A 19,782-nucleotide genomic window follows, 5' to 3' on the forward strand; every position below is an offset into this window, starting at 1 on the left:
TACAGTTCAGAATAGTTCCTCTTCCTTGAACCGTTTAAATAAAGCCTGGGATGTCATTGGTATCTGGTACATGCTCACGCCTGTTGCATTTAAGATGGCATTACGGATTGCCGGAGCCACCGGACAGGCCGGAGGTTCACCCAAAGACTTAGTTCCAAATGCACTGGTTGGTTCATAATTTTCCACGAACTGGGCCTCCAGATGAGGATGGTCCATGGTAGTAGACAATTTATAATCAAGCAGATTGTCGTTTAAAGTTTTTCCAGTTTTTGCGTCAATGAGAAGCTGTTCTGAAAGAGCATAGCCGATTCCCATACTCATTCCTCCATGAACCTGTGCCTCGGCAAGAGCCGGGTTGATCAGCTGGCCGCAGTCATGGACATTGATGATATTAACCAATTTCACTTTACACATCGGAATATCCACTTCTACCTCGGCAAAGCAGCATCCAAAGGAATAGGCATTGGATTTTATCTGATAAGTACTCTCAGAGGTCAAATGCTCGCTGTGAGACAGGCTGTAAAGAGCCTCCGTGGATAGTTCACCTAAGGTCATAAGTTCTCTTCCATCAGTGGTCCGCACAATCTTTCCATCTTTGATATCCAGGTTGAAGGACGGCATCCGGGTCAGCTCATAAGCATATTTTAATATCCTCTCTTTTAATAAGAGGGCCGTCTGCTTTATGGCAAAGCCTCCTACATAGGTCTGTCTTGAGGCATAGGAACCAGTACCAAAAGGAGTGATGTCCGTATCCTGGCAGGAAATTACGTGAACCATTTCAAAAGGAATTCCCAGAGTAGCTGCTGTCATCTGGGCAAATGCCGTATCAGCACCCTGGCCGATCTCTGTCTCCGCCAGCTGCACCTGTACCGATCCATCCTGATTGAGAACCATCCGGCAGGACGCGGATTCCAGACTGATGGGCCATACCGCCGTGTTATACCAGAATACCGAGCAGCCAACGCCCTTGCGTACAGGGCCGGTCTGGTTTTCGTATTCCTTCCTTTTCCGGTCAAAATCTATATATGCCTTTCCCTTTTCCAAACATTGGTTAAAGGTGTCATAATAGTTTTCGTTTTTAGAAAAGCCATCCACATAGCCTACGGGCATCAGATTTTTACGGCGGAATTCCACCGGATCCATGCCGACAGCCAAAGCAATATCATCGGTCTGGCTTTCTACTGGGAACATAGCCTGAGGGATTCCGTAACCACGCATGGCGCCTGCCACAGGCATATTGGTGAATACTGTATAAGCATCACATTCTATATTTTCGCAGGGATATAACTGCGGGAAGGCATTCATGCCCTTAGCTGCAATTCCATGTCCGTGAGAAGCATAGGCTCCCTGATTGGAAAAGCACTCCAGTTTACGTGCGGCAAATGTACCGTCAGGGCGCACCCAGCTGATGATATGGCTGCGGATCGCGTGTCTTGTACGATTGCTTACAAATGTTTCCTCCCGGGTCACATCAAGCTTGACAAGACGTCCTCCCACGGCCTTTGAAAGATAGGCGCAAAGAGGCTCATACAACGCATCCTGTTTATTTCCAAATCCGCCTCCTATATAAGGTTTGATGATGCGGACGCTACCCCATGGAATTCCAAGGGCCTGCCCCACGACTCTCCGGACGATATGAGGAATCTGGGTAGAAGATACTACTGATATTTTTCCGTTTTCCATGCTGGCAAAACAGATATGGTTTTCAATATGGCAGTGCTGAACAACGGGAGTGTCATACCACTGGTCAATTTTGATCAGCCCTGGTTCTTTAATGGCCTCTTCCAGATTCCCTTTTCTGATGCTGGAATGTCCCAATACGTTACCCGGGTATTTCTCATGAAGACAGGGAGCTCCTTCTGCCATGGCTTCTTGGACGTCAAGAACAAAGGGATATTCCTCATATTCCACCTTTAAAGCCGCGATTGCCTGCTTTGCAGCTATTTCATTTTCTGCGATTACTGCTGCCACGTCATCGCCGCAAAAACGAACCCGGTCCGTTAAAAGAAGCCGGTCCGCCACATCCTGATGACTAGGATCTGTTGACCATGGATGTCCTGCTGTTGGGAAATAGATCTTAGGTACATCGAAGCAGGTCACTATCTTGACCACTCCCGGAATTTTCTCTGCTTCTGAGGTATCAATGGAGGTTACAACCCCATTGGCTTTGGTTGAATGATAAATTTTAGCTACCAAAGCATTTTTCTCACAAAGATCATCGGTGTACTTAGATCTTCCCGTGACCTTATCAAGTGCGTCGACACGGGTAACACTTTTTCCGATTATCATATTTAAGCCTCCTATTTTTGATTCTGATGAGTAAACAGTTTTTCGGTCTTCCCTTATGATAAAGACTGACGGGGACGAGACTTTTTCAAAGCGCAAAACGCTTATCAAAGTGATGTCGCCGCCAGTCCCTGTATATTTTGACCGGTTATTCTGATTTTATTAAACTGTTTTATCAGTTGTTTTTTTATTTATATTAATATATATTTTAGAACAAATAATACTGCTAAAACATACATAAGGGTACTGATTTTCTTTTCTTTTGCTCTGCCTGTTACTACATTGATAACAACATAAGAGATGATTCCCATAGAAATTCCCTCAGAAATGCTGTACATAAAAGGCATGGCAATAATTGCGATATAGCATGGAATTGCTTCTGTAAAATCTGCAAAATCAACCTTGGTAACGGAAGTCAGCATTAAGAACCCTACCACTACCAGAGCCGGGGCTGTAGCAAAAGCCGGAATAGCTAAGAAAATCGGGGATAAGAACAGGGATAAGCCAAAAAGGATGGCTGCAACCACTGCTGTTAAACCGGTTCTGCCGCCTTCTGCAACACCAGCTGCACTTTCAACGAAGGTAGTAGTTGTGGAAGTACCGAATAATGCACCTGCAGCTGTACCAACGGCATCTGCCATTAATGCACCCTTAATCTGTGGAAGCTTTCCGTCTTTATCCAGCATATCTGCCTTGGATGCTACACCGATCAGGGTTCCCAGAGTATCAAACATATCAACAAACAAGAATGCAAACATGACTACCAGGAAATCCAGGGAAATAACTCTGGAAAAGTCCAGCTTTAAAAAGGTAGGACTCATGTCCGGAATACCAAAACCAGCGGAAAAATTAGGGAAAACACTGAACATTCCAAGCTCTGCATTGGGCTGATATAAACCGATAGCCTCGCAGATCATACCTAAAACCCAGGTAAAGATAATTCCCCACAAAATATTGCCCTTTACATTTTTAACTACCAGCACGGCTGTTACCAGAATGCCGATAATCGCTAATAAAACGGTAATGCCAACAGTATGGAAGGAACCATCTGCCAGAGATCCTTTAAAGGAAAACATTGTTACAAGAGTTGCTCCATCCACAACGATCTTTGCATTCTGAAGTCCGATGAATGCGATAAATAAACCGATACCAACAGATACTGCATGCTTTAAGTTTGTAGGAATTGCATTGAAAATCGCTTCGCGGACGTTGGTCAGTGAAAGTGCGATGAAAATAAGACCCTCAATGAATACGGCTGCCAATGCCATCTCCCATGTATAGCCCATGTTAAGGACTACGGTATACGCAAAATACGCATTAAGTCCCATACCTGGCGCCAGCACGAAGGGATAATTTGCAAGTCCTGCCATTAAAAGGGTGGCAAACAGAGATGCAAGTGCAGTAGCAGTAAATACAGCCCCACTGTCCATTCCCGCAGCACTTAAGATGCTTGGATTGACTGCCAGAATATAGGCCATAGTCATAAATGTGGTAATGCCGGCTACGATCTCGGTCCTTGCATCCGTATGATTCTCAGATAAATGAAATACCCTTTCTAAGAATCCCCCGCTTTTTTGTGATTCCATACCTTACCTCCTTGTTAGTTAGAATATTTTCTTTGCTGTATTAAGATCTGCCCCATGCAGTTCTTTTTTAATTAAGAAAGCTAAAAAATTCTATTCCCCCCAATATATTTCCCCTTTAAATGTCTGTCATCGGACAGATAGATGAACCGTTCCAGTCTCTCCTTTAAGTTAAGAGCCTGAGGATGAGGCAAACCGCTGTCATCTAAAATCAGAGCATCGAACTCGTAACCTTCCAGGAAGCTTCCCACCTGTCCAAAGAAAGAGCCTCCGCCTAAGGTCCCTAAATAAAATGCCTCTTCCACGGTAAGCGGCTTTAAGCGTTCATCCTTTAGCCTCCATCTAAGCTTTGACACCTGAATGGCATCTGCCATAGCGCGGAAAATGGATTCTCCGCTTCCTCCTGCCACGTCAGTTCCAAGCCCTACATTCAACTCACGGTCCAGATAAGTTCTGACCGGAGCGATCCCGGAAGATAAGTTGGTATTAGACTGCGGGCAATGAGCGATATATACCCCACGCTCTTTTATTAATTCAATTTCCTCTTCGGAAGAGGATACACAATGAGCCATAACGGTCTTCCCGTTTCCTCCGAACAGGCCGAACTGATCATAAGCATCTCCATAAAATTCAGAGGCCGGGCAAAGCTCCTTTACCCATGTGACCTCCCCCTGGTTCTCCGATAAATGGGACTGAACCGGTAGCCCGTACTCCTTCTGCAACCTTCCCAGCCGTTCCATCAGATCATCGGTACAGGACGGAATAAACCGTGGCGTAAGGATAGGCTTTACGTTTTCATATTTGGATCCGGTCTCCTCCAGCCAGCAAAGAGTTTCCTGCTCCGACTCTTTAGCTCCCTGTTCCCGTAAGTAATCCGGTGAATTACGATCCATATTGACCTTGCCGATCATGGTCTTTAATCCGGTTTCCTCCATCAGGTCCATTAAAAGCTCTGTAGCCGGCCTGTGAATGGTTCCAAAGATACAAGCCCTTGTAGTAGCACTTTTTTTCATGGCTTCTGCAAAAATTCCGTATGCCTTTTTTGCATATTCCAGATCGGCATACTTGGCTTCCTCCGGAAATGTATTGGTGTTTAACCAATCCAAAAGCTCCAGATCCATTCCTAAACCACGAAAGGCAAACTGAGGCGCATGAATATGAAGATCCACAAGTCCGGGTATAATAAGCATATCTCCCCAGTCCTGCAAAGGATATTCTGCATACTGCACAGGAAGCTCCTTATAAACTCCTGCCGACTTCCCATCCTGACAGACCAAGTACCCCTGCTCCATCGTCTTTAACGAGCGGTCAGCTTCACTGTAACAAATACTCCCTTTTAAAACAAAATTTTTACCACCAGTCATAGAACCTCCTATTCCGTACCAGAAAAATCAAAAATACGGCAGCCAAAATTGCGGCGTTCCATACATTCTGAAATTTTTACGCAATAAAAAACTACCGCTATTTCTATTTGTTCACACGCGCATCATAAAACACAACAAAAAAACCGAGTTTAATGTGGCGTGGAAACTTATAGGCAACTATTACGGTAGTTGGTAGAGACGCTCAACCAATTATGAGCATATATAAGTTCCTTTGAATACTGATACTAAAAAATCCTGTAATTTGTGACAGGTAGACTATATCATATTGTACAACTATTTGTCAATACTAATTTTATTTTTGTACATTTGTCATAAATTAGTAGTATTCTTCCAAGCTCAACCAATAATTGTCGGTTAATAATTCATAGATTTTTTCTATAAGTTACTATTTTTGCTGCAAACTTTAAAAAAAAGAATCAAAAAGAAGCAACCGCAGCCCCTCCTTTTTGACTCTTTTCGTTTTAAAAATTTTAACGTATTTCGTAGAAACAATCAGATCAAATATTCCCCGAACTTGTCCCAGCAAAGTCCCTTTGACTCCATCCATTTTCCTATCTCTCCATCCCAGTCAGTTGGCATAGCCCAGGAAAGTCCGCATCCGGAAGAAATCTGTCTGGGTACCGGAATGAGCCGTCCCGGTATTCCCTCCTTTTGGCATTGGGACTCCATGGCGATGGCCTCCGCCGTTGTATGGAAAGTAATCACAATTTTCTGTTCTTTTTTTCTCATAATCTCTTACCTGCGCTGCATTAATCATACCTGTTTCATCGGTTATTCAGGCTATAGGAAGATTCTATAAATACGCATAAAGTTCCCGGACAAAACGTATGAATAATCTGGCCGCCTTACCAGGCTTGTGATTTTTACTCCATACCATATACAATTTCCGGTAAACTTCCTGGTCTCCAAGAGAAAACCGAAGCAGGGAGCCCTGCTCTACATAATCCTCCACAGCAGCTCCGGATATGATGGAAATGCCCATTGCTGCTTCCACTGATTTTTTAATGGTTTCCTGATTGCTGATGGTTGCCACAATTTCCAGACGGTTTAACTCTACTCCCATATCCTGTAAATAGCGTTCCGCTTCTTTTCGTGTGCCGGAGCCTTCTTCCCGGACGATCCACCGCTCCTCATAAAGCTGTTCTATGGAAAACCCGGTTTTCTCAAATTGGCGGTATTTGTCATTATTGGGAGTAATAATCACCAGACGGTCATGATAAAAAGGTTCAAATACACAGGTGGGGTCAGAGCCTGTGGTTCCTGTAAAGCCAATTTCCACCTGACCATCCTGAACCAACCGGACCACTTCCATGCTGTCCGCTTCCCTTAGCTCCAGCTGATTTCCCGGATAGGTTCTGGAAAACAGGGAAAGAATCTGAGGCAGAATATATTGACCGGGCACTGTGGAAGCGCCCACTATGATTTTGTTGGCCGCTTTTAAGTCCTTCTGTGTGAAATCCCTCAGAATATTTTTTTCCAGCTGCAGCATCCGCCTTGCATTATCATAAAGCAGCTCTCCCTCACTGGACAGCTCCACATCCTTAGTTGTGCGGACAAACAGCCGGACTCCCAATTCCTTTTCCAAAGAGCTGATGTGGGAACTTACCGTAGGCTGGGTCAAATAAAGTTTCTTGGCAGCTGCAGAAAAGCTTTTTCCTTCCGCTACGCATACAAACGCTTCCAATTGTTTTAAATTCATAGGCTCAGTTCCCTCACAGCAAGAATGGCTTCGTCAATCTCCTCTTCCTTATTATAGTGGGACATGGAAAAACGCACGGCTCCCTGCTCCACCGTTCCAAGGGCCTGGTGCATAAGAGGGGCACAGTGGGCCCCCGCCCTGGTATAGATTCCATAGGAACAAGCCAGCTCGTCAGCCACTTCTCCGGAATCGTAATCCCCTATGTTGAGAGCCACCACAGGGGCACGGCAAAGAAGATTTTTTTTCGAAAAATCCCCATATACTTTCACTCCCGGGATATCCTTTACCCCTTCATAGAATCGTCTCATAAGAAAAAGCTCTCTCTCCCGGATGGATTCGATTCCTGTTCTCTCAAGATACAAAAGAGCCGCGTGAAGACCTGCAAGCCCGTGGCCGTTTAAGGTTCCCGCTTCCAAAACCTCCGGCATCTCCTCCGGCTGAGTCTTTAAATAGCTTTTCACTCCGCTTCCTCCCACCATAAAAGGACGTATGGCAACTCCCTGGCGGACACAGATTCCTCCGGTCCCCTGAGGTCCTAATAGTCCCTTATGTCCGGTAAAGCACAGAACGTCGATCCCCATTTTCTCCATATCAATGTCAAACACTCCGGCTGTCTGGGAAGCATCCACCACCAGGAGGAGTCCGTTCTTTTTACAGATGCTTCCAATGATTTCCAGGTCGTTTATATTTCCAGTTAAGTTGGAGGCATGGGTACAGACCACTGCCTTTGTATTCTGCTTTATTTCCTTCTCAATATCCTCATACCAAATCTTCCCCTTTTGATCTGCGGGAAGGATGGTAAGCTCTGTCCCCTGCTCTTCCATACGGTACAAAGGGCGCAGCACGGAATTATGTTCCATCATGGTGGTGATCACATGATCACCCGGTTTAAACAGGCCCTGGATGGCTATATTTAAGCTGACGGTGGAATTGGCTGTAAAGGCTACCCTGGAAGGATCTCCTGCGTGAAAAAGTTCCGCAATGAGCCTGCGGGTATCGAAAATCAGGCGGGATGCATCAAGTGACGCACCATGGGCTCCACGGCCGGAATTCCCAAGAGACACCATGGCGTCAGCCACCGCCTTTATCACTTCCTCCGGCTTCCGGCAGGAAGTTGCCGCATTATCCAGATAAATCATGGCTCTACCTCAACTTTACTGATTTTCCTTCTTGTTCCACAACCCGCCCGATGATGCCATAGGCGGTCTCCATTTGTGCCTCATTTAAATCCTTCATAATGTTATTTGCATCCTCAGGAGAAACGCTGATCAATAGTCCTCCTGAAGTCTGGGGATCACAAAAAATATCACGGATATATTCCTCTGTCTCTCCAAAATCCAGCTTATCCTCTGTATAGGAACGGTTCCGGTAAGCCCCTTCCGGAATAAGTCCCATCTGGGCAAGGCTTTTTGCTTCCGTCTGTATGGGTAAGTCTTTCACGGAAATTTCAATCGTGACCCCGCTGCCCTCTGCCATCTCGACAGCATGGCCTGCAAGGCCAAAGCCTGTAATATCGGTGCAGCTATGAACTTCATAATGCTCAATCACCTGCTTTGCCTTCCTGTTTAAGGAGGTCATGACACGGATCACTTCCTGCTTCGCCTCTTCTGATGCCATATCCGCCTTGACTGCCGTGTTAACGATCCCGGTTCCCAAGGGCTTTGTCAGAATGAGAATATCTCCCGGCCTGGCTTCACAGTTTTTAAAAACCTTATCCGGATGAACAAACCCGGTGACACTTAATCCGTATTTGGGTTCGTCATCCTGAATGGAATGTCCGCCTGCCAGCACGGCTCCTGCCTCAAGAACCTTTGATGCTCCGCCTTCTAAAATCTTTCCCAAAAGGGCAGGATTGACGCAGTTTGGCCATGCCACAATATTTAGAGCCACTTTTGGTTCTCCACCCATGGCGTAAATATCGCTTAGTGCATTGGCGGCCGCAATCTGGCCAAAGGTATAAGGATCATCCACCACAGGGGTGAAAAAATCAAGGGTCTGGATCAATGCTGTCTCCTCGTTCACCTTGTAAATGGCACCGTCATCAGAGGTTTCAATCCCCACCAACAGATTTGGATCCTTAAATTTTGGCAGGTTCTCTAAAATCCCGGCTAGGGTTCCAGGGCCGATTTTAGCAGCACAGCCAGCAGTTTTCGTCATTTGGGTAAGTCTCACTTCTTGATCTGGTATCATACCTGTTCTTCTCCTTGTATTTATAGATATTTTCTATCATTATTTTAACATATTGTCGTTTTTTATCAACCCTCCTGAGCATTTAAGCCAAAGGGATTTCCTTTTTCAGAGTCATGGAATAAATAATTTTTTCTTTTACCCTTTTTCCTGTCATCTGTTCCAACGCCCGCTCATAATAATCCATCTGCATCTGATACCGCCCTACCAGCACGTTCTCTTCTCCCGGACCGATATGATCCGTCTTATAATCCACCAGAACCAGGCCTCCCTCTTCTTCCATATAGGCATCTATGATTCCCTGGATGAGGATCCGCTCATCGGAATCCCCTGCATCCATATCCCGGGCAGGAATTCCAACTACAAACTGCTGTTCTTTTTTTAAGCGGCCTGACAACTGGGCTGCAGCCAGCCGGTTTCCCAGAGAAGAATTTAAAAAGGACAGAAGCATATCCTCTGACAAAAGGGAAAGGCTTTCTTCATCCATCCGCTGATCCCTGCGGAATCCTTCCAGGGCATGATGAAGGTCTTCCCTTGTCCTTACCTTTCCAAAGTCCAAAAGCTCCAGAGCCCTGTGATAGGCAGTTCCCCGAAATGCACCTTTCGGGAGTTCCTCCTTTCCCTCTTCCTTTAAGAATGAAGGAATCGTAGGAAGAAACTCACTTTCCTCTTCATCCGTAAACTGACCCTGTTTTTTTAACTCGGATACAGTCAGCTTGGTATGAAGCCTGGTATCCGCCTCATGGGGATACCGGTAATCAAAAGCAGCCCTTAGGTCTTTCGCAAACTCCTGATCATAAACCCTGACCGTATCAAGGGAAAGGAGAGCGTCCTTTGTCAGCTTTTTTTCAGCCTGCCGTTCTATCTCTTCTCCTACCAGACCGGAAACCGATAATTCCTTTAAAATCAGATTCCCGGTGTCTGCTCCTTCCTCCCCCAGGATTTGGGAAGGGGAATATTTTCCCGACAGGCTCATGAGCATCCAGTCCAGGTAGGAATCTGCGGAACCAAGAATGGTAAAGGGGATCTGGCCATCTACTCTTATAATATCGGCAAAACGTTCCAGCTTTTTGTCCAGATACCGGTCAAGTCCGGTCATGATAAGCTTTTCTTTTGCCCTTGTCATAGCCACGTAGAGCACGCGAAGCTCCTCCCCCATGGCTCCAAGGTTCATTTTTCGGCCCAGGACATGTTTTTTTAAGGTAGGCGCCTTGACACGCCGTTCAAGGTCCAGATGGTCAGTTCCTATCCCTAAGTCCGGATCAATGAGGATCTTTCCATAGGAATCCTGTTTATTAAACTTTTTCGCCATACCTGCCAGAAATACCACCGGAAATTCCAGCCCCTTGCTCTTATGGATGCTCATAACCCGGACCGTGTTCTCCTCCCCGGCCAGGGAAGCCTCCCCAAAATCCGTATCGTATTTTTTCAAATTTTCAATATAACGGATAAAATGGAACAATCCGGTATAGCTGGTCCTCTCATAGGCAGACGCCTTTTCCACCAGCATGGCAAGGTTGGCCCTCCGGACTTCTCCTGCCGGCATGGCGGAAATATAATCATAGTATCCGGTTCCTTCATACAGATCATAAAGCAGTTCATGAATGGAAAGATAGGTTGACTTTTCCCTGTAAAGGGAAAGGAGTTCAAAAAAAGTCTCCAGCTTATGAAATAGTCCCGGATATTCCGGATCATCCAACTCCCCATATTCCTTTCTGTAATGCTGCCATGCTCCATATAATCCCCTGTCCTGGCCTTTTTTAGCCGTCTTTTTCCAGACAGCCATCAAATGAGCCATTTCTTCATCCGTTACCCTGCCAATGGGGGACTTTAATACTGCAGCCAGAGGGATATCCTGCATGGGGTTGTCAATGATATTCAGCATGGAAAGAATGGTTTCCACCTCAGGAGCGGTGAAATATCCGGTTTTCCGTTCTGCATAGGCCGGAATCCCTTCATTCATCAGGACGTTTACAAAGTCTTCCGCCCATCCGCTTAAAGATCTTAGCAGGATCACCACATCTCCATATCCTGCGATGCGGTATCCTCCCTTTCCTCCAAACCTTTTATCCCAGATCAAAAGACCGTTTACCGGATCCGTAAGCTCTTTGATCTTCCCTGCAATGACCTTTGCCTCCATCTCCCGGCTGGTATAATCCACGGCATCGTCATCAAGCTGCTTTAATAAATTCCCTGACCCATGGATCATGAGAAATTCTGTTTTCTCTCCTGCACGGCCCTCTTCCTCAGGAAATTCCGCTCCCGGATGGAGTGCTGCGTCCTTTGTATACTGTATATTCCCCAAATTCTTAGTCATGATCTGGTAGAATACCTCATTAATGCTCCTAAGGACTTCAGCCCTGCTTCGGAAATTCTGGTGCAGCTCGATTTTCTGGTAGTTTCCTTCCTCTTTCGAGTAGGAATCATACTTCTCTAAAAACAGCTGGGGCCTTGCCAGACGGAACTGGTAGATGCTCTGCTTCACATCCCCAACCATAAATACGTTGGGAGTTCCAAACCGCTCTCTGGAAATACTGCCGATCAGGGCTTCCTGGACATCATTGCTGTCCTGGTATTCATCCACCAGAATTTCCTCGAACTGCCTGCTGAGCTCATCTGCCACCTCAGTGGCCGCCGTCTTACCCTCTTCTCTTGTCAATAGTATCTCCAAAGCATAATGCTCCAAGTCATTAAAATCCACCAGGTTCTTTTCCCGTTTCTTTTCCTGGTACCTGCGGGCATATTCTCCTGCCAGATGAAGCAGGGTCGTCACCGCATCCCTGGTTCCCCTGATATCGGAAAGAACCTCCTCCGGCGATTCAAAGCAGTATAAATCAAGAAGCTTTCCCACCGCCTTTTTCACCCGGTCACGGATTCCCGTTACAAATGCCTTCTTCCCTGCATCAATATCCTTGCTCCGAATAGAAGCCAGACGGTCAAAGGAGGCCTTTTTTAACTGCTCATTAAACGCCTCATAATCCTCGGCAAGACTTAAGCGGTCCAGCAGCTGGAGGTCATTAGCCAGCATAGGCAGATAGGCCTCCGGCCCGTTCTCTTCTTCACAGACCTCCATGGCCTTTTCCACCTGAAATTTTAATTCCGAAAGCTGAAGCCCGGCATCCTTCATTAAAAATTTCATCCAGCCCGTATCCATGATCTGATCCATATCAGAGGTTTCAAGTTCTTTTCTGCACTGGTCTAGCCACTCAATGGGCCAGGGATTGCTCTGGGAGAAGGTAAACACCTGCATAATATAGTTTTCAATTCCCTTATCAGACTTTCCTGTAGCATAGGTTTCCACGAATTTCTCAAATAAGGGATCTGCCTTCTCGTAATACTCTTCCAGCATCTCCTTCATCACATCAGCCCGTAAAAGGATAAGCTCTCCCTCATCCCCCACCCGGAAGGCAGGGTCAATATCCAGCTTATTATAATGATCTTTAATAAGACCCAGACAGAAACTGTCAATGGTGGTGATCTGGGCATAGGGGATCATGGCTGCCTGCATCTGTAAATGGGAGCTGTCCGGATTCTCCATAAGCTTTTCATCTACGGCCTTTAACACCCGTTCCCGCATTTCATCGGCAGCCGCCTTTGTAAAGGTCATGACCAGGAGCTGATCGATCCTTAAAGGAGCTTCTCCTTCCGTGATCATACGGATAATCCGTTCTACCAATACGGCCGTCTTACCGCTTCCTGCCGCCGCCGATACCAGGAGATTTCTGTTTCTGCTCTCTATGACGGCCTTTTGTTCCTCTGTCCAGCTAATCGCCATTTGACTCTCCTTCCTCATCTTCTCCTTCAATGACCGGCCATATTTCTTCGGATTTTAAGGCTTTAAATTTCCGGAAACCATATCCGGCCGTCTTTAAGTCAAATCCGCAGACCGCATGGTAGGGGCAGTAATCACAGGCGCTGCGGTTCCCCTGCTTGTAGGGATTTACATCGATGACGCCGTCAAGGATCTCTCTTCCTTCTGACGTTAATTTTTCCCGCACAAACTGCCTGAGTGCAGAAAAACGATTGCCGCCTGCTACCGATGACCTGGCTTCCTGAATGATCCCATTTTTCATGGCAACAGGAATTACGTCGGATTCCGTTTCGATCTCATGATCCAGGTGAGAGATGGCGTCTAAATCACTGTTGACCAGGCCGTTCATGCGAAGCTGTTTCAGTATCTTTCCGTCTATCTCTTCAGCCGTCATTTCCCCTTCCCTTTCAATGACAGGGTCGTTGATGTTATAGTAAAAGATTCCGGCAGGAACCACAGGCTTGTCCGGCTTTTTCCGCTCCTCCATCTCCAAAGCTGCATCCATATAGACCACCAATTGTAGCTGAAGGCCGTAATACAGGGCCGTTAAATCAAATGCTGTGCTTCCTGACTTGTAATCAATGATCTTCACATAGACTGCATCTTCATCCTCACATAAATCCATACGGTCGATCCTGCCTCTTAAATGAATGGCCTCCTCCTTTGAAAGAGGAATCCTCATGGCCTTTAACTGATCGGCAGCAGAAAAGGAAACCTCAAATCCCACCGGAACAAAATCCCCTTTTTTCAGCTGTTCGGAAAGAGCCCACACCGTACGGTCCGTAATCCGTTCCACCTTGCCTGCCAGATAGGCGTTTCTTGCAGAACTTTTTAAGATGGTATTCCCATATTCCTCAGTCACCTTCGTCACACATTCATGGACCAGGCTTTTCCTCTCTTCCTCGGTCAGGGTCTTAAAATCCCTTCCCTCTTCTTTCATGCGCTGAAACCATAAGTCAATGGAATCGTGAAACAGGTTACCGATATCCATGGCTGCCAGCTCATATTCCTGCCTCTCCATTAACTCCAGCCCATAATTTAAGAAGTGGGCATAGGCACAGGAAGCGTATTGTTCCATCCTCGTTACACTTCCGCTTATGACGGAACCGTAGAGAGCCTTTGCCGCCGCTTTTCCGATTCCCCTCTGTTCATAGGAACAGAAAGCAGCCTCTGCCAGCCTCTTTCCTTCCTCCCTATGGTCCTCTGATAAAAGAAAGGCCTTAAAAAGTTCCAATAGCTCCCCGTCTTCGCCTTTGTTTCCGAATTCGCGGAGTCCGGCTGCAAGCCGGTCCTTTGCCTCTCTCATAGACAGAGGAACAGCCGTCCTTATTGGGGAAACTTCCGAAAGACCAGGAAACAGTCTTTTCAGTTCGCCTATCAGAGTGGAAGGGCGCAGGCTTTTCCCGCTGCCATCCATGGCTGCATAGGATAAAACCAACCGTTTTTCCGGTTTTGTAAGAGCCAGGTAAAGATAAAATCTTTGCCGGAATCCCTCTTCCCTGGCAGTAGGCGCAAGCTCCATATCATGAGTTCCAAGAAATTCTCTTTCCCGGTCCGTAAACAGGCTGCTTTTTTCCTTTTTCACCGGTACGATCCCGTCATTGACCCCTACAAAAAACAATACCTTAATATGATCCAGCCTGGTTCTGGTGATATCTCCCACCACGACCCGGTCTACAGTAGCTGGAATCATGCCCACCTGGATCTCCGAAAAGCCGGCGTCCAGAATTTCCCCATACTCTCTGCGGCTTACATGCTCTTCACCTAAAAGCCCCGCCAGGCGGTCAAATAAGTCCATGACCAGCCCATAAACCTGACTGTACTCCATGGCAAGGGTAAAATCCCCCATTTCCCGGAACTTTTCCGTGGAGATCAGCATCTTTTCTTCGATCCCTGTCTCCATGAGAAGGGCAGCAACGGCTCCAGTCATGGAAGCCACCGTGGAATCCGGGTTCCTAAAAGCCTCTCGTAGGCGCCCTAAGGGCGCCATAAGCTCCTCACGGAATCCATTTAATTCTTCCAGATTAAGCTCCTTGCCGCCACGGTACCAGCCTTCCCACTGGGCATTCCATCGTTTAAATCCCCGGATTCCCATGGCAATGACATAATTCTCCAGGCGGTCCATTTTCTCCTCATCCTCTTTGGCCGCAATGAGGCCGGTTCTCAAATAACGAAATACGGATTCATAGGAAAAATCCTTTTGAATGATTTCCATGGCAGCACGGATTAACTCTACCATTGGATTTTTTAAAATGCTTTTTTTATTATCCAGAAAATAAGGGATCCCATTTAACTGAAACTGATGTATGATTTCATTGGAATAGCCACCAATATCCCCGGTTATGACCGCCATATCCCGGTAACGGAGTCCCTGATCCCGGATCTCCTCTTCCATGGAGCGGATCACAAAAGCGATTTCCTCCATTGGATTTAAAGCCTTAACCAGACGTATGGAACCGGAACCCTCCCGGCAGGACTTTCCTTTATAACGGTATAGATTTTGTTCCAGAAAATCCAGGGAATTATCCCCGCAGCCCTGTCCTTCCCGGTTCTCTCCACTGGCCTCTCTCTGGAAACGGATAGCCGGATGGTTTTTAAGAAGGATATCCTTCTCTTTTCCGGCCCCCGTCTCTTTTGCCAGTTCATTTAATTTCCAGATCATCTGGCGGCTCATGTGAAATAACTCCTGGACACCGGACTTTCTGCTCATGTTTTCGGCAGGGTCTATGGTCACGGTAACAATGACACGTTTGCTGTAGCGGAGAAACAGCTCCAGGATCCGGTACTGGACCGGGGTAAAACCGGTATAGCCATCAAGGGTGATCACGCTGTTTTTAATCAGCTCTGACCGTGGAAGGATCCTGCACAGCACATCTAGGATCTCCTCCGTGGTAATATATTTATCCTTTATGTAGTCCTTAAAACCCTGATAAATGACAGAAATATCGGATAGCTTCTGTCGAAGCATAGGACTTATGGTATCAGGTATCTCCTTGTTTAACATATCCGGTGTTATGCCGTACTGGTAAAGCTCTGACAGCATAGACTTTAGCTGGGAGATAAACCCTGACTTTGATAAATGTTCTTTATAAAGGACCAGGTCCTTTTTCTTATTGGCAGCTACCTTCCGCAGCACCATGGATTTTCCCATATCGTCAAGAATCTGGGGACATGAAATGGCAAGCTCCTCAAATACCCGGTAAGCAAGACGTTTGAAACTTACGATATCAATATTCATGACCCCGTGGTTTGGATGAAGGGAAACGATCTCCTTCTGGGTCTGCATGGTGAACTGTTCCGGAACAATGGCGAAATACCGGGTATCCGGTTGCTCTATGGACTGGCGGATCAATTCCGTATAAAGGCGGAAAGTCTTACCGGAACCAGATCCGCCCAATATCAATTGAAGGGACATAACATTTTTCGTCTCCTTTCCTAAATTTTTTCCATGTTTTTTGGGCATAAAGGGATACCCGCAGGGTGTTTCCTGTTTTTTGCACCTCAGGGTGTTTCATCCTGTTATATGTGAAAAACAAAACTCGTGTTCGTTTATCATCTTAACACAGATTTCCTCCTCTAACAATGAAATCTTAGGTATGAAACCCCCGGACCCATTCATACATTATAACAAAACTGTACGGAGGGCCTTTTTTATGAGCTCTAAAACAAAAATAGTTGTTTTACGAATGAAAGAAATCATCTATACTGCAATCTTCGTTGGCCTTGGAATCCTACTCATCACTTTGTTTTTAGTCATGTTCCGCCCGAAGAAGGATGCTGTTCCGACTTCCGGCGATCCTGTGCACTATGTTCCGGGAGTGTATTCCTCTGTCATTACGTTGAACAGCCAGGATATCAATGTGGAGGTCACGGTTGACTCCAAAAAAATCACTTCCGTTACTCTGGTTCCTTTGAGCGAAGCCGTCACCACCATGTATCCCCTGATGCAGCCGGCCATGGATAACCTGTCACAGCAGATTATTAATAACCAGTCCACAAAGAACGTATCCTATGCAACCGAGTCCCGCTATACTTCGGGCGTGCTTTTAAAAGCCGTGGATCAGGCCATTGCAAAAGCTCAGATAACGGAATAAGGCGGGGATTGTATTTTTCCATTTTTGACAGTATAATGGAAAAAAAGAATACATAATTACTTGAATGAGGAAACAGAGATGAACCAGAACGCGGACATAACAGATGCACATAAGCAAAATCAGATTACAGAGGGAGTGATTTGGAAACAGCTTCTTCTGTTTTTCTTTCCCATTTTATTTGGAACTTTTTTTCAGCAGCTATATAATACCGCTGATGCAGTCATAGTCGGGCGGTTTGTAGGAAAGGAAGCACTGGCAGCCGTTGGAGGCCCTACAGGACCCCTGATCAATCTTTTGATCGGGTTCTTCATAGGGCTTTCTTCCGGTGCCGGAGTTATTATTTCCCAGTTTTACGGAGCCAGGCAGGAGGAGCAGGTGAACAAGGCTGTCCACACCGCTATTACCTTCTCCATCATATGCGGCGTGATCGTGATGGTGGTTGGCATCCTGACAGCGCCTTATGCCTTAAAGGCTATGGGAACGCCTGACGAGATCTTATATTATGCAGTCCTGTACATACGGATCTATTTTGCTGGAGTGATCCCAAATCTTGTTTATAATATGGGTGCGGGGATCCTGCGCGCCATCGGGGATTCCAAACGCCCCCTTTATTTTTTGATTGCAAGCTGCTTCACAAATATTATCCTGGATATCATTTTTGTGGTCTACTGGCACATGGGCGTCATGGGTGCAGCTCTTGCCACCATCATTTCCCAGTTGGTCAGTGCCGTTCTTGTGATAATGGTTTTAATGAGATCAAAAGAGGCTTACCGGCTGGTGCCAAAGGCCATTGGAATCGACCAGGATATGCTTCGTCGCATCATAAGAATCGGATTTCCTGCCGGACTTCAATCCGTTATGTACTCCTCTTCCAACATCATCATCCAGTCCAGCGTTAATACTCTCGGAACCGACACCATTGCCGCATGGACAGCCTACGGAAAGATAGACAGCGTATTCTGGATGATCATCAGCGCCTTCGGTATCTCCATTACTACCTTTGTGGGACAGAACTACGGAGCCGGAAAAAAAGACCGGGTCTACAAAGGGATCAGGGTCTGCATGGCTATGAGCTTTACTGCAGCCATCGCTCTCAGCGTTCTCCTTTATACCTTTGGGAATTACGTTTATCTGCTGTTTACCACCGATGCAGCCGTAATTGAAAAAGGAACGGAAATACTCCGTTACCTTGCTCCCACATTTTTTACATACGTCTGTATCGAGATTTACTCCGGTTCCCTTCGTGGAGCCGGTGACTGCTGGATTCCCATGATTATCACCAGCCTAGGGGTCTGTGCGCTCCGTGTTATCTGGATCTGTGTGGCAGTTCCCCTGTGTCCTACCATTGAAACTGTGATTTTCAGTTACCCTTTAACCTGGGCTGTTACCTCGTTATTATTCATCATATACTTTAACTGGTTCGGCAAATTAAAAAGAAAACGGCTCCCTGCTTTTTTAAAAAAATAATTGTTTTAACCCCCTACCCAGCGAGACATTTACTGCATTTTTTAAGCAGTAAATGTCTCGCTTCCGTTTTAAGGGATTGCCGGGATCATTCCATGGGCGCCTGGTAAAAGGACCCGTAAAACTGCTGGGTTTTAAACATGTTTACGATCACATGCTCATCCACCTCATGAAACAGCGCTACAATGTCGGCCACCTCATAGGAAGACACCACAGTGTGAAGAAGGTACATCTTCTTCTTGCTGTAGCCTCCCACCGCATCCACGCAGGAAATTCCATGATGGAATGCCTCTACATATTTAGCCGCAAGCTTTGGGCCCTGGGCTGTGGTGATCTGAAGGGTAACTCTTTCGTATCTGTGATGAAAGGTGGAGATAACTTTCGTTCCTACAAACTGGAATAAAATGGAATACCCTGCATAATCCCACCCAAAAATTCCTCCGAAAATACAAAGCAGAATCACATTCCCTATAAAAACTTCGGACCAGATGGAATTGCCCGTCTTATTGGAAACATACAGAGCGATGAAATCCGTTCCCCCGCTGGAAGCATTGCCACGAAGAGCAAGAACAATGCCAAACCCATAGAGGACACCGCCATAAATAACGTTTAAAATTCTGTCATCAAATATTGGTGAAAAATTAAATATCCTTAAAAATGCACTGGTTAAAAAAACCTGCATCAAGGAAAAAAAGGTAAACCGTTTGCTGATATTCCTGCTGCAGGCCCATGCAACCGGAATGTTCAAAGCGATCATGCCCAGGGAAGTAGAAATATTAAACCCATACAGGGAAGTCACCCGGTCAACTAAAATTGCAATACCCGTAAATCCTCCTGACAGAAGACCTGCAGGCTTAATAAACGCCTGGATAACATAGGTCTGTAAAAGTGCGGAGACTACAACTGCCATGGTCGTCATCGCATTGCGGACTCGCTTATCTCTCCTAAGTTTCTTCCACATAAAATTCCTCCTCATCTTTACATGATATTATATGTAAATCCTTCTCTTGTATCAAATTTTTTTAAATTAATAGAGGATTGCCCTTCCCCCACAGAAGGCAATCCCCCGTCACGATCTGAACCGTCACATTATTCAGTTCTGCTACCTGGCATCCCCATGCCAAAATCACGCACACAAGTAATTCCTTTGTGCTTCTCACATGGACGATAATACCATCTATTGTCAAAAAAGTCAACGTTTTTAGTACATTTTACTAAAAGACTTTTTATAAAAAAGGGCCATTTTAATATCTTTTCATACAAGATCAAGTCG

The 19,782-nt window shown here is 46.0% G+C and carries 12 protein-coding genes and 1 riboswitch; of the genes, 2 read left to right on the forward strand and 10 right to left on the reverse strand.

What is annotated here, in order from left to right; all coding sequences use genetic code 11:
• Positions 1 to 6 precede the first annotated feature (6 nt).
• The 9 genes from xdhA to addB all read right to left on the reverse strand — a co-directional run bounded on the left by xdhA (position 7) and on the right by addB (position 16,366).
• Positions 7 to 2,289: a xanthine dehydrogenase subunit XdhA gene (xdhA, locus tag H171_RS14065; protein WP_100305712.1), complete on the reverse strand. Its 2,283-nt coding sequence runs from the start codon at positions 2,287 to 2,289 to the stop codon at positions 7 to 9.
• Positions 2,290 to 2,477: 188 nt separating this feature from the next.
• Entirely contained in the window at positions 2,478 to 3,872 is a 1,395-nt protein-coding gene (locus tag H171_RS14070; RefSeq protein ID WP_100305713.1) for an NCS2 family permease, read from the reverse strand.
• An 80-nt stretch (positions 3,873 to 3,952) separates the two neighbouring features.
• Positions 3,953 to 5,233 carry an amidohydrolase family protein gene (locus tag H171_RS14075; RefSeq protein WP_100305714.1) on the reverse strand — a complete coding sequence of 427 codons (1,281 nt, stop codon included), beginning with the start codon at positions 5,231 to 5,233 and terminating at the stop codon, positions 3,953 to 3,955.
• Between the two features lie 150 nt (positions 5,234 to 5,383).
• Positions 5,384 to 5,479, reverse strand: a riboswitch (purine riboswitch).
• Positions 5,480 to 5,746: 267 nt separating this feature from the next.
• Positions 5,747 to 5,983: a DUF3343 domain-containing protein gene (locus tag H171_RS14080; protein WP_100305715.1), complete on the reverse strand. Its 237-nt coding sequence runs from the start codon at positions 5,981 to 5,983 to the stop codon at positions 5,747 to 5,749.
• A gap of 64 nt (positions 5,984 to 6,047) precedes the next feature.
• A complete protein-coding gene (locus H171_RS14085) occupies positions 6,048 to 6,953 on the reverse strand; it encodes a selenium metabolism-associated LysR family transcriptional regulator (RefSeq protein ID WP_100305716.1) in 906 nt (301 codons plus the stop codon).
• Positions 6,950 to 8,092 carry an aminotransferase class V-fold PLP-dependent enzyme gene (locus H171_RS14090; protein WP_100305717.1) on the reverse strand — a complete coding sequence of 381 codons (1,143 nt, stop codon included), beginning with the start codon at positions 8,090 to 8,092 and terminating at the stop codon, positions 6,950 to 6,952. The genes H171_RS14085 and H171_RS14090 overlap by 4 nt, the downstream gene beginning before the upstream one ends.
• Before the next feature lie 4 nt (positions 8,093 to 8,096).
• Positions 8,097 to 9,143, reverse strand: a complete 1,047-nt coding sequence (gene selD, locus H171_RS14095) for a selenide, water dikinase SelD (protein WP_100305718.1) — start codon at positions 9,141 to 9,143, stop codon at positions 8,097 to 8,099.
• An 82-nt stretch (positions 9,144 to 9,225) separates the two neighbouring features.
• Positions 9,226 to 12,915, reverse strand: coding sequence for a helicase-exonuclease AddAB subunit AddA (addA, locus tag H171_RS14100; RefSeq protein WP_100305719.1), 3,690 nt, complete (start codon positions 12,913 to 12,915; stop codon positions 9,226 to 9,228).
• Positions 12,905 to 16,366 carry a helicase-exonuclease AddAB subunit AddB gene (gene addB, locus H171_RS14105; RefSeq protein WP_100307533.1) on the reverse strand — a complete coding sequence of 1,154 codons (3,462 nt, stop codon included), beginning with the start codon at positions 16,364 to 16,366 and terminating at the stop codon, positions 12,905 to 12,907. The genes addA and addB overlap by 11 nt, the downstream gene beginning before the upstream one ends.
• 238 nt (positions 16,367 to 16,604) lie before the next feature.
• Here addB and H171_RS14110 point away from each other — a divergent pair, with 238 nt between their 5' ends.
• Together H171_RS14110 and H171_RS14115 are read left to right on the forward strand one after the other, a co-directional pair.
• Positions 16,605 to 17,045: an FMN-binding protein gene (locus H171_RS14110; protein WP_025231729.1), complete on the forward strand. Its 441-nt coding sequence runs from the start codon at positions 16,605 to 16,607 to the stop codon at positions 17,043 to 17,045.
• A 78-nt stretch (positions 17,046 to 17,123) separates the two neighbouring features.
• Positions 17,124 to 18,512 carry an MATE family efflux transporter gene (locus H171_RS14115; RefSeq protein ID WP_100305720.1) on the forward strand — a complete coding sequence of 463 codons (1,389 nt, stop codon included), beginning with the start codon at positions 17,124 to 17,126 and terminating at the stop codon, positions 18,510 to 18,512.
• Between the two features lie 85 nt (positions 18,513 to 18,597).
• Here H171_RS14115 and H171_RS14120 read toward each other — a convergent pair whose 3' ends face one another.
• On the reverse strand, positions 18,598 to 19,470 hold the full coding sequence (locus H171_RS14120) for a YitT family protein (protein WP_100305721.1): 873 nt from the start codon (positions 19,468 to 19,470) through the stop codon (positions 18,598 to 18,600).
• Between the last annotated feature and the right edge of the window lie 312 nt (positions 19,471 to 19,782).

Origin of the sequence: [Clostridium] celerecrescens 18A, from assembly GCF_002797975.1 — a bacterium.
Lineage (GTDB): Bacteria > Bacillota > Clostridia > Lachnospirales > Lachnospiraceae > Lacrimispora > Lacrimispora celerecrescens.

What these genes read in the sequence shown, in the direction of transcription:
- xdhA (WP_100305712.1), bottom strand. Translation starts at nt 2,289, where the DNA reads ATGATAATCGGAAAAAGTGTTACCCGTGTCGACGCACTTGATAAGGTC.
- selD (WP_100305718.1), bottom strand. Translation starts at nt 9,143, where the DNA reads ATGATACCAGATCAAGAAGTGAGACTTACCCAAATGACGAAAACTGCT.
- H171_RS14085 (WP_100305716.1), bottom strand. Translation starts at nt 6,953, where the DNA reads ATGAATTTAAAACAATTGGAAGCGTTTGTATGCGTAGCGGAAGGAAAA.
- H171_RS14120 (WP_100305721.1), bottom strand. Translation starts at nt 19,470, where the DNA reads ATGTGGAAGAAACTTAGGAGAGATAAGCGAGTCCGCAATGCGATGACG.
- H171_RS14110 (WP_025231729.1), top strand. Translation starts at nt 16,605, where the DNA reads ATGAGCTCTAAAACAAAAATAGTTGTTTTACGAATGAAAGAAATCATC.
- H171_RS14115 (WP_100305720.1), top strand. Translation starts at nt 17,124, where the DNA reads ATGAACCAGAACGCGGACATAACAGATGCACATAAGCAAAATCAGATT.
- H171_RS14075 (WP_100305714.1), bottom strand. Translation starts at nt 5,233, where the DNA reads ATGACTGGTGGTAAAAATTTTGTTTTAAAAGGGAGTATTTGTTACAGT.
- addA (WP_100305719.1), bottom strand. Translation starts at nt 12,915, where the DNA reads ATGGCGATTAGCTGGACAGAGGAACAAAAGGCCGTCATAGAGAGCAGA.
- H171_RS14070 (WP_100305713.1), bottom strand. Translation starts at nt 3,872, where the DNA reads ATGGAATCACAAAAAAGCGGGGGATTCTTAGAAAGGGTATTTCATTTA.
- H171_RS14090 (WP_100305717.1), bottom strand. Translation starts at nt 8,092, where the DNA reads ATGATTTATCTGGATAATGCGGCAACTTCCTGCCGGAAGCCGGAGGAA.
- H171_RS14080 (WP_100305715.1), bottom strand. Translation starts at nt 5,983, where the DNA reads ATGAGAAAAAAAGAACAGAAAATTGTGATTACTTTCCATACAACGGCG.
- addB (WP_100307533.1), bottom strand. Translation starts at nt 16,366, where the DNA reads ATGTCCCTTCAATTGATATTGGGCGGATCTGGTTCCGGTAAGACTTTC.